The organism is Parabacteroides sp., assembly GCF_977054455.1.
This window is the reverse complement of record NZ_CDRTCT010000002.1, coordinates 139314-153779: the sequence shown is the minus strand read 5'-3', so window position 1 is coordinate 153779 and position 14466 is coordinate 139314. Positions and strand designations below refer to the sequence as shown.

The 14466-nt window shown below is 48.5% G+C and carries 13 protein-coding genes; 8 read left to right on the top strand and 5 right to left on the bottom strand.

Annotated features, from left to right (window positions below):
* Positions 1-47 precede the first annotated feature (47 nt).
* The 5 genes from ACW6QF_RS01580 to ACW6QF_RS01560 form a co-directional block, all read right to left on the bottom strand.
* The gene (locus ACW6QF_RS01580; protein ID WP_456086563.1) at positions 48-1004 is read right to left on the bottom strand and encodes an Rpn family recombination-promoting nuclease/putative transposase; all 957 of its coding nucleotides are present in this window, start codon (positions 1002-1004) and stop codon (positions 48-50) included.
* A 474-nt stretch (positions 1005-1478) separates the two neighbouring features.
* Positions 1479-2420: a malate dehydrogenase gene (mdh, locus tag ACW6QF_RS01575; protein WP_298551075.1), complete on the bottom strand. Its 942-nt coding sequence runs from the start codon at positions 2418-2420 to the stop codon at positions 1479-1481.
* A 146-nt stretch (positions 2421-2566) separates the two neighbouring features.
* Positions 2567-3751, bottom strand: coding sequence for a class I SAM-dependent rRNA methyltransferase (locus tag ACW6QF_RS01570; protein ID WP_298551077.1), 1185 nt, complete (start codon positions 3749-3751; stop codon positions 2567-2569).
* Positions 3752-4333 carry a 3'-5' exonuclease gene (locus ACW6QF_RS01565; RefSeq protein WP_298551079.1) on the bottom strand — a complete coding sequence of 194 codons (582 nt, stop codon included), beginning with the start codon at positions 4331-4333 and terminating at the stop codon, positions 3752-3754.
* Positions 4330-4875, bottom strand: a complete 546-nt coding sequence (locus tag ACW6QF_RS01560) for a DUF5063 domain-containing protein (protein WP_456086562.1) — start codon at positions 4873-4875, stop codon at positions 4330-4332. Before ACW6QF_RS01560 ends, ACW6QF_RS01565 begins: the two co-directional genes overlap by 4 nt.
* Positions 4876-5132: 257 nt before the next feature.
* Between ACW6QF_RS01560 and ACW6QF_RS01555 the strand changes: the two genes are divergently transcribed.
* The 8 genes from ACW6QF_RS01555 (at position 5133) to ACW6QF_RS01520 (ending at position 14459) form a co-directional block, all read left to right on the top strand.
* Positions 5133-7649 (top strand): DNA translocase FtsK 4TM domain-containing protein, encoded by a 2517-nt coding sequence (locus ACW6QF_RS01555; RefSeq protein ID WP_456086561.1) that lies wholly within the window; start codon positions 5133-5135, stop codon positions 7647-7649.
* A gap of 60 nt (positions 7650-7709) precedes the next feature.
* Positions 7710-8378 (top strand): LolA family protein, encoded by a 669-nt coding sequence (locus ACW6QF_RS01550; protein ID WP_456086560.1) that lies wholly within the window; start codon positions 7710-7712, stop codon positions 8376-8378.
* Positions 8379-8414: 36 nt separating this feature from the next.
* Complete coding sequence (gene trxB / locus ACW6QF_RS01545; protein WP_298551210.1) at positions 8415-9368, top strand: thioredoxin-disulfide reductase; 954 nt, start codon at positions 8415-8417, stop codon at positions 9366-9368.
* Between the two features lie 48 nt (positions 9369-9416).
* Positions 9417-10193, top strand: a complete 777-nt coding sequence (locus tag ACW6QF_RS01540; RefSeq protein ID WP_456086559.1) for a glycerophosphodiester phosphodiesterase — start codon at positions 9417-9419, stop codon at positions 10191-10193.
* 13 nt (positions 10194-10206) lie between these two features.
* On the top strand, positions 10207-11685 hold the full coding sequence (locus ACW6QF_RS01535) for a glycoside hydrolase family 10 protein (RefSeq protein ID WP_456086558.1): 1479 nt from the start codon (positions 10207-10209) through the stop codon (positions 11683-11685).
* A 151-nt stretch (positions 11686-11836) separates the two neighbouring features.
* Positions 11837-12364, top strand: a complete 528-nt coding sequence (locus ACW6QF_RS01530) for an RNA polymerase sigma factor (RefSeq protein WP_298551091.1) — start codon at positions 11837-11839, stop codon at positions 12362-12364.
* 10 nt (positions 12365-12374) lie between these two features.
* Entirely contained in the window at positions 12375-13610 is a 1236-nt protein-coding gene (locus ACW6QF_RS01525; RefSeq protein WP_456086557.1) for a porin family protein, read from the top strand.
* A gap of 48 nt (positions 13611-13658) precedes the next feature.
* Positions 13659-14459 (top strand): BFO_2992 family lipoprotein, encoded by an 801-nt coding sequence (locus ACW6QF_RS01520; RefSeq protein WP_456086556.1) that lies wholly within the window; start codon positions 13659-13661, stop codon positions 14457-14459.
* Positions 14460-14466 lie beyond the last annotated feature (7 nt).

The following is a 14466-nucleotide window of genomic DNA, read 5'->3' as shown; positions in this document are numbered from 1 at the left end:
TCATATTCTTGTAAACGGACCTTCTTCTTGCAAGGTTACAGCTTCCCTTATAAAGACCGGATCGTTTCCTCGCTCAAGCCGGTACACCTTGCTATGGTAGCCATATCTACGCCCGTCTCTTTCATCTTGGAAGCGACTTGGCGCATGCCTTCGGCAAAACCTTCCGCTTTTCCTTCTTCAAGACCTTCTGCTTTCCCTTCCGCTTTCCCTTCGGCGATTCCTTCCAGCTTGGAAGTATAGATCGCGTTGTTCTGGATGTTGATATCTTCGAGGTGACGGATGTAGACGAGGCGTTCGGCGGGCGACATGGAATAGAATTTCAATTTCTCGCGGGCTTCCTTCAGGCCGGGGACGGTCGTGTCCGGACGGATCGTGCCGTCTTTCAGGTATTCCATCCATTCGTCCAAGGGCGTGAGGGCCACTTTGTCGAACTCGTTCACGCGGATCAGGATATATTCGGGAAAGATTTCGGCAGGAAGACGCGAGACGAGGACATTGCGTTCGCGCTCATTGACACGCAACTGGTCGCCCGTATGCACGCCGACGAAATGGTTCTGGCCGTGGTAGATATAGTCCGTCCCGATACCGATGTCGAAATAGAGGACGCTGATGGAGTAGACTTTCTTGATCTTGTCGTAGTCTTCACCCAAGGAGATGTGTTCGGTGATGGCTTTGGCCACGCCGTAGAGGATGCGTTCGAGGTAGTTTATCTCGCGGGTGTTCTGGATCTCGACGATGATGATCTCGCCTTTGCTGTTGAGCGCCTTGATGTCGACGCGGTTGAACTTGTCGTCGGCGCGTTCCTGGTTGCCCTCGCTTTCGAGGATCTCGACGATCTTGATCTCTTCGTTCAGCATGACGGTCAGGAAACCGTCGAGCACGTCGAAGTTGGCCTTCTGGCGCAACAGACGCTTGATGGCCCAATCAAAACGGATATACCTGTCCTGCAACTCTTTTCTTTCCATCTCTTCCATGATTTTCAGATCCGACTCTTCCTTTTTCATAGTTACTGTTTTTTGTTTGTTATGTAATCCACAAATATACATATTATTTACGAACGGGAGGGCCGAACGGGAAGAATGTTTCGGATATTCATACTGTTTTTGCAGGATTCTCTATCACTCTATCACACTTCCTCTTGTAAGCATTGATAAACATAATGTGCGAGAGTGATACATGCCGGATTTATGTATCACTCCTGTATCACACCAGTGTCACACCCTATCGATGTCCGGGTGATGGATATAGCCTTTTTATTCTTGTCAAGTGATTTAATTACATGGGGTTAGTATGGCAAAGTCCTGTACATCCGGGTGTAGCCGTCCCGTACATCCGGGTGTGGAGAGTGGCAACATCCGGGTGTAGAAAGCCCGAAGATGGGCATGTTTCTAAACATTTAAGCTATAATAAGATAAAAAAGAGGATAACCCGTCACGGATTATCCTCTAATATTATATTATCAAACCTTTTTCCGATTATTAGAGAGCGCCGACTTCTTTCAACGCTTCGTTTGTTTTGTGAACGGCTGCTGCACTCTTGGCGAAGAGTTCTTTTTCTTCGGCTGTCAGTTCCAGTTCAACGATCTTTTCGATACCGTTCTTACCTAAGATGACAGGAACACCGATGCAAAGATCAGATTCTCCGTATTCACCTTCCAGATAAACAGAACAAGGGATCATCTTGCCTTGGTTGTGGATGATAGATTCAACGACGAATGCTCCTGCAGCACCCGGTGCGTACCATGCGGAAGTACCCAACAGCTTAGTCAGTGTTGCACCGCCAACCATAGTGGAAGCGACAACTTCCTGCAGTTTTTCTGCGCTCAGCAATTTGCTTACAGGAATACCTTTGTAAGTGGCCAGACGAGCCAACGGGATCATAGTCGTGTCACCGTGACCGCCGATAACCATGCCTTCGACTTCGTTGGCATTGCAACCTAAAGCCTGAGACAGGAAATATTTGAAACGAGAGCTATCCAAAGCGCCGCCCATACCGATGATACGGTTTTTCGGCAGGCCCAGCGACTTCAACGACAGGTAAGTCATGGTGTCCATCGGGTTGGAGATCACTACCAGGATTGCGTTCGGAGAATATTTCAGGATGTTCTGAGCCACGCTCTTCACGATACCAGCGTTAACACCGATCAATTCTTCGCGAGTCATGCCCGGTTTACGGGGAATACCTGAAGTGATGACAACAACGTCAGAGTTAGCTGTTTTTTCGTAGTCGTTTGTGCAACCTGTAACTGTAGTATCGAAACCGAGCAGTTGAGCAGTCTGCATCATATCCATTGCTTTACCTTCGGAAACACCTTCCTTAACGTCAAGCATTACAACTTCGTCTGCCACTTCATTGAAGGCAAGAACATTTGCGCAAGTAGCACCTACATTACCGGCGCCAACAACTGTTACTTTAGACATAATAATAAGTTTTATATGTTTTACTTATGATAATACTTCCATCTCTCTTAAAAGCGAGACAAAGGTACAACCTATTACGAAATAAAGAAATATTTCCGTAAACAATTTGCGCCTCTCTTGATTAAATTTATGATTCATACCTTTTCTCACTCCACATAGAGAACCAGCCCCTTCAAATATTCCCCTTCCGGGTGGTAGATGTTGACCGGATGGTCGGCGGGTTGTGTCAGTTGGTGCAGGATGCGGACACTGCGGCCGGACTGGGCGGCGGCGCTGAATACGGCCAGGCGGAAGTTTTCCTTGCTTACCACCTGCGAGCAGGAGAAGGTGAACAGGATGCCTCCCGGTTTGATCTTTTCGAAAGCGATGGCATTCAGTTTGCGGTAACCCTGCAAGGCGTTGCGCAATACGTTTTTATGTTTGGCGAAAGCGGGCGGGTCCAGAATGATGAGGTCGTAGTTGCTTCCCATCTTTTCGAGATACTTGAAAGCGTCTTCGGCATAAGCCTCATGGCGCGGATCGCCCGGAAAGTTCAGTTCCACGTTCTTGTTGGTCAGCGAGATCGCTTTGGCAGAGCTGTCGACCGAGTGAACGACCTTGGCGCCTCCGCGCATGGCGTAGAACGAGAACCCGCCGGTGTAGCAGAACATGTTCAGTACGGAACGCCCTTTGGCATAGCGTTCCAGCAACGAACGGTTTTCACGTTGGTCGACAAAGAAACCTGTCTTTTGCCCTTTTTGCCAGTCGACGCAGAATTGCAAGCCGTTTTCAAGTGCGATGTCCTCCACTTCTCCGCCGTACAGGTAGCCGTCTTCGCTGCCCAGGTTGGCCTTGTAAGGCAAGGTCGCTTCCGATTTGTAATATATATTCTGTAAAGAATCTCCCAACACGGCTTTCAAGGCCTCGGCAATCTGGTGGCGGGCATAGTGCATGCCGACGGAATGCGCCTGCATGACGGCGGTGTGGGCATACATGTCGATGACCAGCCCCGGAAGATTATCCCCTTCGCCGTGCACCAACCGGTAGGTATTGTTGTTCTCCACTCCGGCAAGCTCCAGTGCCCGGCGCAGTGTGTAAGCGATACGGATGCGTTCTTCCCAGAAAGCGGCATCGATCGTGACCGGGTTGAAAGATAAGATGCGTACGGCGATACTGCCTATCTGATAATGTCCGATACCCAGGAAACGCCCGTTCGTCCCATACACTTCTACCAAGTCGCCTTCTTCCGGTTCGCCTTCGATCGTCTGGATGGCGCCGGAGAATACCCACGGATGGAAACGCAGCAACGATTCCTCTTTTTTCGGTTTGAGAAATACTTTACACTCCTTCATTTATATCTGTTTCAATTGATTGTATATTTTCAGGCAGGCCCATGCGTCGAGGGCCGCATATTTTTTCTGCGCATCGCTGAGGACATCGGCATCCCAGTTGCTCAGACGCTGTCCCTTCGAGATCTTCTTGTTGAACAGGATGGCGTATATCTTTTGCAGGCTGGCGTCTTCGATGCCGAACTGCCCGACGTAGTTCTGCAAGTCCAGGAAATTGGCGGGCTGTATGTCCGTGCGTTTGCGCATCGCCCCGAAATCGTCACGTAGCGAAAGGCCGATCTTCAGCACCTTTCCGTTTGACAGAAATCCTTCGAGAACTTCCGGGATGTCGATCCGGTTCAGGCGGAACAGGAAACAAGTATCGTCGGTCGAAATCTGCATAAGCGATATTTTGAACCGTTGTCCTTTCTTGAAGCTCGGACGGGTTTCCGTGTCGAACCCGACAGACTGGAATTCGGAAAGGTAGCTGACTGCTTTCTCCGCATCTCTCAATGTGTCGATCACGATGATCCGTCCGGCAAATTCCTCTAAGGGGAGTCCGGATATTGCTTCTTTTGTTATCGAATGTGTATATTGTTGTGTCATTCTTCTTCGTCGGTTTCTAAAAGCCCTTCATCGCTGTATCGCACGGCGTGGAGCGCTTTCAATGCATTTAATAATTGTTGTCCCCAGAATTCGCGGAAGTTTTTACGGCACAAAACGATTGCTTCGAGCATCACTTCTTCATTGCCCTGGCGGAACAAAGAGATGAAGTTGCCCGTATCCTGGTAAACATCGGCCAGATTCTCCGAGATAAAGGCGGCGATCGGCGTGTCGCTGTATTGCATGTCCGGATGGAACGTCTCGAGGTAGGAGTCTTTCTCTCCGAGCAGTCCGGCGATCCGGTTGCGGACCGATTCGTACATATCTTCCGTGACAGTCAATTCCGGTTCTGCATCTTCGTCTTCTTCCGTTTCGGGCAGAAGGGTGGCTTTCAGATACAGCAACGGCAAGATCTTGACCGCCTTATCCAAAAAGTCGAAAAGCCCGCTATTGCCGGCATTCTCGACAAACGTACAAAATTCCAGTGCAACGGTTACAAATTCCAGCGTGTTGCGTTCGTATATCGGGTTGTTTTCTTTTTCCATGCGAATGATCTTTGTAGATACCTTGCGTTTATAACTTGCAAAAGTAACAATTTTTTCTTTGTAAAGCTAATAAGGATTCTGACTTTAGTCGGTATTTATTTGTAATCCCGGCGGCGATTACGGAATGAAGGGTGAAAAACTGTTTTTTTTCCGATAGCTTCGAAAGAATTAGATGCAGTTGCCGGGGGAAAATGCGAATGTCGTAGGGAACTTGAAATTTTCTATGTACATTTGCGAGTTGTAAATTTAATTGTGTAATGGCTAAAAAGACGACTGCAAAACAAAATACGAATAACGGGGAAAGTAAATTTAAAGGGATTCGGAATTTCTTTACCAGCGAGCGGACCCGTTTTATTACCGGATTAGTTATTTCCATTGTTACCATATATGTCGGTCTGGCATTGATTTCGTTTTTCTTTACGGGAGGCGCGGATCAGAGCAAGATCGAGAATGTCCCGTTGTCGGATTTGGTGATCAATCGTGGATCGGTAGAGAACTGGACGGGCGTGCGCGGGGCTTTCCTTGCCGATTTGCTGATGAACCGGTGGTTTGGGATTTCTTCTTTCCTGATCCTGTTTTTCCTCGGTTCGGTCGGGGCGAAGCTGATGAACCTGAGCCGGGTGTCGTTGCTGAAACGTTTCCTGTTCAGTGCGGCCATGCTGATATGGGGATCGTTGTTCTTTGCTTTTATCTTTATCCGCGGATATGAAGATACATTTATTTATTTGGGCGGTCAGCACGGATATTATCTGTCGGAGGTGATGATGAATAATATCGGGATACCGGGTACGGTCCTGCTGCTGGTCGGCCTGTTTCTGATTATTGCGATCTTCACGAGTAAACGGACGATTCCGTTCCTGCAAAATGTCTTCTCTTTCGGATGGTTGAAGAACCGTTTGAGACGGGAAAAGAATGAAACGGCGGAAGTGCCGGGAGTGGAAAAAGAGGAGGAAGGGGAAACGGATGTCTATGTTCCGGTTGAAAAAACGGCGGCAATTCCTCAGCCTGCTGCATATTGCGAGACAATGGAAGAGGCCGTCGAACCGGACGAATATGTTTTCGATACGGAAACCGAGATGCGGAAAGCCGAAGAAGAAAAGAAAAGGCCGGTAGAAAAGGAGAGTCCGCAAAAGAATGATTTTGAATTTGAAGTAGCCAGGGGAGATGATCCGGTTGTCGAGGCATCCGTCGATGGCGGTACGACCTTTGAAGTGGAAGTGCCGGAAGACGAAGAAACTTTCGATCAGTCCCAATTGGGTAAATATGATCCGCGGCTGGACTTGTCCCGCTATATGTTCCCGACGCTCGACCTGCTGAAATTTTACGATTCGGGCAATGTTGAGGTGAACCGCGAGGAATTGGAAGAGAACCAGCAGATGATCAAGCAGACGTTGGAGGATTTCGGCATCAATATCGCCTCTATCAAGGCGACGGTCGGACCGACGGTCACGCTTTATGAGATCATCCCGGAAGCCGGTGTGCGTATTTCCAAGATCAAGAACCTGGAAGATGACATCGCTTTGAGCCTTTCAGCCTTGCAGATCCGTATTATCGCGCCGATGCCGGGTAAGGGAACGATCGGGATCGAGGTCCCGAACAATAAACCGCAGACTGTTTCGATGCAGTCGGTGGTCGCTTCGCGCAAATTCCAGGAATGTTCGTATGATTTGCCGGTGGCGATCGGAAAGACGATTGTCAACGAGGTGTTCATGTTCGACTTGTGCAAGACTCCCCACCTGTTGGTGGCCGGTGCGACCGGACAAGGTAAATCGGTCGGCTTGAATGCGATAATCACGTCTCTGCTGTATAAGAAGCATCCGGCCGAACTGAAGTTCGTGATGGTCGATCCCAAGCAGGTGGAATTTAGTATCTACTCGAAGATCGAACGTCATTATCTGGCGAAATTGCCGAATGCCGACAAGCCGATCGTGACGGAGCCGGGCGATGCGGTGGCGACCTTGAATTCCTTGGTAATCGAGATGGAAAACCGTTATAAGTTGCTGGTGGAGGCTTCGGCACGTAATATAAAGGAATATAATGAGAAGTTCATTTCACGTCGTCTGAACCCGGAGAAAGGACATCGGTTCTTGCCCTATATCGTTGCAATCGTCGATGAGTTTGCCGACCTGATCGCGACCTCGGGCAAAGAGATCGAGTTGCCGATCTCGCGTATTGCGGCTAAGGCCCGTGCGGTCGGTATCCACATGATCCTGGCAACCCAGCGGCCGGACACGAAAGTGATCACCGGTACGATCAAGAGTAACTTCCCGAGCCGTATCGCGTTTAAGGTGATGTCGCAGATCGACTCCCGTACGATTCTGGATACTCCGGGTGCCAACCGTCTGATCGGTAAGGGCGATATGCTGATCCTGATTACCGGAAGCAGCGAGCCGACGCGTGTCCAGTGTGCTTTTGTCGATACGCCGGAAGTGGAAGATATCGTGAACTATGTCGGTGCGCAGGTGGCTTATCCGACGGCTTACCTGTTGCCTGAATATGTAGGTGAAGGCGGTGAGTCCTCTTCGGCCGGGTCGGTGGATCTGTCGGATCGCGACCCGTTGTTCGACGAAGCCGCCCGTCTGATCGTGATCCAGCAGCAGGGTTCGACTTCGCTTATCCAGCGAAAGTTCGCAATCGGTTACAACCGTGCAGGCCGCCTGATGGACCAGTTGGAAGCGGCGGGCATCGTCGGTCCTTTCGAAGGCAGCAAAGCCCGTCAGGTCTTGATCCAGGACGAATACGGTCTGGAACAGTTGTTGAATTCATTAAAATAAAAGATAAATGATGATTGAATACAAGATAAATCATCAATCATTTTGATAGTGAAGAATAAGATGAAAAGAGAGAATAAAATAAAAGTTTACCGTGTTTTAGTTGCTGTCTTCCTGTGCCTCTGGGCTGTATCCGGTATGAGAGCATTGGCGCAGAATGCCGCTTCCATTCTGGATAAGGCCGCGTCCGTTTATGAGGATTCCAACGGCTTGACTGCTTATTTTACGATGCAGACACGGTCGGATGTGCAGAAAGTATCGGAGAGTTTTGACGGCACGGTCGATATCAAAGGCGATAAATTCGTACTGAAGACTCCTGACATGATCACCTGGTTCGACGGAACGACACAATGGTCGTTTGTCGAGCGCAACGGGGAAGTCAATGTCTCCACCCCGACCGGTGAAGAGTTGCAGGCTACGAATCCGGCCCTGTTGCTCCGTTCCTATAAAAAAGGTTTTACTGCTAAATATAAGGGTGAGAGCACGGCTCCGAATGGCAAATCCGCTTACGACATCGAGCTGATTCCCAGAAAGAAAAGCGATATCATACGGGTGGAACTCCAGATAGAGAAGTTTTCCGGTCTTCCGGCGTCAATCGCCGTTTTTTCAAAGAATGGAATCAGCAGTACGATCCGTCTCAGTAAAATGAAAACGGGAGTAAACCAACCGGATAGCTATTTTGTTTTTAACGAGAAAGACTATCCCGATGCTGAAATCGTGGACCTTAGATGATGGGATATTAAAAATTAAGAATTAAAAAATAAGATGATGAATACAACTCAGAATGAAAAAGTCCGTTGCCTGATTATCGGTTCGGGCCCGGCCGGTTATACTGCGGCTATCTATGCTTCACGTGCAAATCTGTCTCCTGTTCTCTATGAAGGCATTCAGCCTGGCGGACAGCTAACGACTACGACCGAAGTTGAGAATTTCCCCGGTTATCCTGAAGGTGTTACCGGTACGGAACTGATGGAAGACTTGAAACAGCAGGCTGCCCGCTTCGGTGCGGATATCCGCATCGGCATTGCGACTGAAACGGATTTGTCTGCCGCTCCCTATAAAGTGACGATCGACGGCGAGAAGGTGATCGAGACGGAAACGCTGATCATCTCGACCGGAGCGACTGCCAAATATTTAGGATTGCCGGATGAGCAGAAATATGCCGGAATGGGTGTCTCGGCTTGTGCGACCTGCGACGGTTTCTTCTATCGCAAGAAAGTGGTGGCTGTCGTCGGCGGTGGCGATACGGCTTGTGAAGAAGCGCTTTATCTTTCCAGCTTGGCGAAACAGGTGTATCTGATTGTCCGCAAACCTTATTTGCGTGCATCGAAAGTCATGCAGGAACGTGTCCTGAACACTCCGAATATCACGGTCTTGTTCGAGCATAACACGATCGGCCTTTTCGGTGAAGACGGTGTCGAAGGTGCACATTTGGTAAAACGTATGGGTGAACCGGACGAAGAAAAGGTGGATATCGCAATCGACGGTTTCTTCCTGGCTATCGGCCATACTCCGAACTCCAAGATATTCAAACCCTGGGTCGAAACAGACGAGATCGGCTATATCAAGACGGTTCCGGGCACGCCGAAAACAAGAGTGCCGGGTGTATTTGCTGCCGGTGACGTGGCTGACCCGCATTATCGCCAAGCTATTACGGCTGCCGGTAGCGGTTGCGCAGCTGCAATCGAGGCGGAACGTTATTTGTCAGAGATTGGAAAATAATCCTTTACTTTTGGCTTGATCCGAAAATAACATATAAACTACTACATTATGAAACACTTGAAACTCTTTCTCCTTTTTCTTTTGTGCGTGCTGGTGGCGGTTCCCGTGTCGGCTAAAAGGAAGACAAAGGTGATTGCCCATCGCGGTTATTGGAAAACGGAAGGTTCCGCCCAAAACTCCATTCGTTCGTTGGAACGGGCGAATGAGATCAAAGTCTATGGTTCCGAGTTCGACGTGCACCTGACCGCAGACAATGTCCCGGTCGTGTTCCACGATAGCAAGATTCAGGGTAAGCATATCCAGACGACTCCCTATGCGGAACTGAAAGACCTGAAACTGCCGAATGGTGAAACGCTTCCGACATTGGAGCAGTATTTGGACAGGGCGAAGAAGCTGAAAAAGACCAAGCTGATCTTCGAATTGAAATCCCATGCAACTCCCCAGCGGGATCGGGAAGCGGCAAAGATTGCAGTCGACATGGTGAACGGCAAGAAATTGACGAAACGCACCGAATATATCGCTTTCAGCCTGGAAGCTGCAAAGGAGCTGCATCGCCTGTCCCCGAAGACGCCGGTCTACTACCTGAACGGCGACTTGTCTCCGAAACAGTTGAAAGAACTCGGTTTTGCCGGTCTCGATTATAATTATAAGGTCATGCAGAAACATCCCGAATGGTTTGCCGAAGCAAAAGACCTGAAACTGAAAACCAATGTCTGGACGGTCGATGATCCTCAGGTGATGAAAGAAATGATTGAAAATGGCGTGGACTTCCTTACAACAGATTATCCCGAAGAAGCGCAAAAAGCAGTACATTTGTACCGCTGAATAAATGTGTGAAATGAGAAAGTATTGCCTGTCGTTATTGCTCCTGTTACTGATATCGGTTTCGAATGCGGTCGAACCTCCCAAGCGCGAGATTCGAGGTGTATGGCTGACAACCGTTTATGGTCTGGACTGGCCGCACAAGCCGGCAACGACGGAGGCAGGACGGAAGATGCAACAACGCGACGTCTGCGACATTCTGGACCGTTTGCAGGATGCGAATTTCAATACCGTTTTTTTGCAGGTCCGTTTGCGGGGCGACGTCATCTGGCGCTCGGCTATTGAACCGGCAAGCAAGACTTTCTCCGGAAAATACGGAACGATGCCGGGCTATGATCCGTTGGCTTTCGTGGTCGACGAGTGCCACAAACGCGGGATGGAATGCCACGCCTGGTTCGTTACTTTCCCGCTGGGAACGGACAAAAGCGTGAAAGAGAAGGGGAAACTCTCCGTTGTCAAGTGCCAACCGAAACTATGCAAGCGTCATAACGGCGAGTGGTATCTGGACCCCGGCGTTCCCGGAACTTCCGACTATATATTGTCTTTAGTGAAAGAGCTGGTGAACGGATACGATATCGACGGTATCCATTTTGATTATATCCGTTATCCGGAACAAGCAAAATCCTTTCCCGATAAGGCGTTATACAATAAATACGGCAAGAAGCGCCCGTTGGCGGAATGGCGTCGGGAGAATATCAATAAGATGGTTTACCGCATTTACGACTATGTCAAATCGGTAAAGCCCTGGGTGCAGGTCAGCAGTTCGCCCCTCGGAAAATATAACCGCATCGAACGTGTCCCTAACGCCGGATGGACGGCCTACGAAAGCGTCTTCCAGGATCCGAAAATGTGGATGCAGAATGGGAAGCAGGATATGATCGTCCCGATGATGTATTACCTGCATGATAATTTTTTCCCGTTTGTCGACAATTGGGTCGATAATTGCAACGGACGCCTTGTGGTTCCGGGATTGGGCGCATATCGGATGCTGAAAGAAGAGGCGGACTGGACTGTCAACGACATCACGGACCAGATCGACTACAGCCGTTACTACGGAGGGGCCGGCTGCGCGTTTTTCCGTTGTGCGAACATCCTCGACAATACGAAAGGGCTGTACGACGAGTTGAAAGATAAATATTATAAATATCCGGCACAGCTTCCGCCTTTGTCATGGTTGGATGATACGGTTCCCGCCGCCCCGGAAGAGATACGGGTGGAAAAGGAAGGGAGCGAGTTGAAGCTCTCCTGGCAGAAACCGGATTCGGAAAAGGACGTGTTGACTTATACCGTCTATTATTCGCTGACGGATTCGATAGATCCGGCATCCGCCCGGAATATCCTGATGACGGGAATCCGGGATACTTCCATCTATCTGCCTGTCGATACGGCTTCGGAGCGGGGATATACGTTTTCCGTTTCATCTTCCACCCGCTACCATATCGAAAGTGCGCTATCGAAAGAAACCTATTATTATCTTTCATCCTTCCCTAAATGATCTTTTCTCTTTCCTTTTCCGATTATTTGCCGGAATACAGTATCTTTGTGCGTTTTCAGGAAAAATATTTCATCCGGAATGCAGCGTTTCGGATCATCTGAACATCATAATAAATGTATGGCCCTGGAAAGGGCATGAAGGCACACATTAAATGACGGAGAAACAACTGATAGAGGGTTGTAAGAATGGGGAAAGGCTGGCTCAGAAGGAGCTGTACGAAACGTATTCCCGTAAAATGATGGGGGTTTGTCTGCGTTATGTTAGCGACAGGGAGACTGCCCGTGATTTGTTGCAGGATGGTTTTGTAAAAGTCTTCACCGGCATGGACTCTTATTCGGGGATCGGGTCATTTGAAGGGTGGATGCGAAAGATCTTTGTCAATTGTGCGTTGGAGTATTTGCGCAAATCGGATGTCTTGCGTGAGGCTACCGATCTGGATAATACTGCGGAGTTGATCCACCCGGACAGTTCCGCGATATCCGATATGTCGGCCGTCGAGTTGATGAAATTGGTGCAGGAGCTTCCTGCCGGTTTTCGAACGGTGTTCAACTTGTTTGCAATAGAAGGTTATTCGCATAAGGAGATCAGCGAGATGATGAATATAACGGAGAGCACGTCCCGGTCGCAGTTTACGCGTGCCAAACAATTATTGCAACGCAGGATTAATGAATTGTATTGAGTAAAAAGAAATGAAGGATAAGGAAAGAGATACATTTGACGATTTGTTCCGTTCGAAGCTACAGGACTTCGAAGCGGATACGATGCCGGGCGATTGGGAAGCGATAGCTGACCGCCTCGCAGCTAAAAAGTCTGTCCCTTTCCGGAGGACTTTACGCTATTGGGCGGCGGCAGCCGTTATTTCTTTATTAGTTGTGACGGGTGGGGTTTATGTCTCTAACCACGACCGGGAACATCTGCCTGTAGCCGAAACGATCCAGCAAGAAACCGAGGTTGTAGAGAGCCGGCTGGCTGAACAGTCCGAGCCGGTGATACCTGCAGTTACAGCTTCCGCTCCTGTTAACCGGGTGGCAAAACGTGTCGTTGCGCAAGTTGCGGCCGCTACTGCATTCCGGTCTGACATAACGGAAGACGACGTAGCTCTTTCGGCGGAAGACAAGGACGCTGTCGCAGTGGTTGCTTCCGAAGCTGCTGAAGTAGCCGAGGTAGCCGAGGTAACCGAGGTGGCCGAGACGGCAATGCCGACGGAAATGCACTCTTTACTCGCGGATGCAGCGCCAGTGAAAAAAGAAGAAAAGAAAACGCGGGCAAAAAGATGGAGTTTTGGAATGGGGGGCGGCAGCGTGAGTGCCGGGACATCTAATTCTTTGAATACTTATGCCTTGAAGAATACGTTGATGACAGATCAGGAGTTGTTGCAATTGAATTCCCCGTATTTCAATAACCAATCTCCGAAAACGAATATTCGCCATAAGACACCGGTTTCGGTCGGATTGGGCGTCAGTTATTCTTTGAATGATCGTTTTTCCCTTCAATCCGGTTTGAACTATACACTCCTCTCTTCCGAATGGGAGACTGGGGCTATATATCATGGCGAAACGAAGCAGAAGTTGCATTTTATAGGAATCCCTCTTTCTTTGTCTTATAAGATTGCAGAATGGAGACGTATTCAATTTTATGCAGCGGCGGGTGGCATGACCGAGGTCAATGTTGCCGGCAAGCTGAATGCCAAAATATTTGTGGAAGACAATGAAATCCGTCACGAAAAGAAGCATATCCGTATGAAAGAATGGATGTGGTCTGTGAATGCCCGTGCCGGTGCCAGCTATCCGTTGCTCCGTTTCTTGAGTGTTTATGCGGAGGTGGGAGCCGGTTATTATTTCGATAACGGAAGCGATATCGAAACGATCCGTTCCGAGAAACCGTTTAATGTGAATTTGCAGGCGGGTTTCCGTTTCGGCTTTTGAGTAAGAACAAATAAATAATAAATAATTTATAATTAAAGAACAGTAAAAATGAAGAAACTTAAAGTTTTAGGATTGGCAGCAATCGCTGCAGGCATGTTTTCGTTAACCTCTTGTTTGGATGGCGGCGGTAATCAACGGACGATTCCGGGGATATATGCAATAGTGGATTATTCTTCTTCGATGAAAACACTGATTTATCCTGTCGGTTATCCTTACACTTCTATTCCTCTGTATATCTCGTCAATTGCAAACGATCCGACGTATAGTTCTGGAGATTGTATAGTAGCTAATGTACAGATTGATTATGATTCACCGGATAATGCAAATGTCTCTACTAATGGTTTTTATGTGGCGACAGGAATAGCATCGTCACCATTCGCTAAATATAATTTGAATTTTTCGTCTTTAGATTCAACGGCATTGGATAATGAATTGCTCTTATCTGACTGTGGAGCAGGATTATTGATGTCTAATAACTATAAGAGAATCATTGCTGTCCCTGCTTTTGCTTCTGTGTTGACGGATCAGAAGAACAGTTACGTAATAACTATGGACTATGATCAGGAGCCGGAAACAGTGGATGGAACAGAACGTGTTTATACATTATGTGTACGTGCTCAAAAGAAGGAAGAAGGAAAAGCTCCCACTATGAGCAATGCGATAGATCCGATCGCTATTGAAGGTGGTCAATTTTATTCCATGTTGAAAAGTAAAGAATCGGCAGCAGGGAAAAAGAGTGTAAATTATCGTGTGAAGTATCCGTTGACATTCAACTCGGATTCGACAAAGATCGCGACTTGGGGATATTCTGAGATTTCTCAATTCTCGATTGAGGAAACTACAAATTGATATCTAT

Excerpts from the sequence above, each read along its gene's own strand:
- ACW6QF_RS01555 (WP_456086561.1), top strand. The coding sequence starts at position 5,133 with ATGGCTAAAAAGACGACTGCAAAACAAAATACGAATAACGGGGAAAGT.
- ACW6QF_RS01560 (WP_456086562.1), bottom strand. The coding sequence starts at position 4,875 with ATGGAAAAAGAAAACAACCCGATATACGAACGCAACACGCTGGAATTT.
- ACW6QF_RS01525 (WP_456086557.1), top strand. The coding sequence starts at position 12,375 with ATGAAGGATAAGGAAAGAGATACATTTGACGATTTGTTCCGTTCGAAG.
- ACW6QF_RS01565 (WP_298551079.1), bottom strand. The coding sequence starts at position 4,333 with ATGACACAACAATATACACATTCGATAACAAAAGAAGCAATATCCGGA.
- ACW6QF_RS01530 (WP_298551091.1), top strand. The coding sequence starts at position 11,837 with ATGACGGAGAAACAACTGATAGAGGGTTGTAAGAATGGGGAAAGGCTG.
- ACW6QF_RS01535 (WP_456086558.1), top strand. The coding sequence starts at position 10,207 with ATGAGAAAGTATTGCCTGTCGTTATTGCTCCTGTTACTGATATCGGTT.
- ACW6QF_RS01580 (WP_456086563.1), bottom strand. The coding sequence starts at position 1,004 with ATGAAAAAGGAAGAGTCGGATCTGAAAATCATGGAAGAGATGGAAAGA.
- trxB (WP_298551210.1), top strand. The coding sequence starts at position 8,415 with ATGAATACAACTCAGAATGAAAAAGTCCGTTGCCTGATTATCGGTTCG.
- mdh (WP_298551075.1), bottom strand. The coding sequence starts at position 2,420 with ATGTCTAAAGTAACAGTTGTTGGCGCCGGTAATGTAGGTGCTACTTGC.
- ACW6QF_RS01540 (WP_456086559.1), top strand. The coding sequence starts at position 9,417 with ATGAAACACTTGAAACTCTTTCTCCTTTTTCTTTTGTGCGTGCTGGTG.
- ACW6QF_RS01520 (WP_456086556.1), top strand. The coding sequence starts at position 13,659 with ATGAAGAAACTTAAAGTTTTAGGATTGGCAGCAATCGCTGCAGGCATG.
- ACW6QF_RS01550 (WP_456086560.1), top strand. The coding sequence starts at position 7,710 with ATGAAAAGAGAGAATAAAATAAAAGTTTACCGTGTTTTAGTTGCTGTC.
- ACW6QF_RS01570 (WP_298551077.1), bottom strand. The coding sequence starts at position 3,751 with ATGAAGGAGTGTAAAGTATTTCTCAAACCGAAAAAAGAGGAATCGTTG.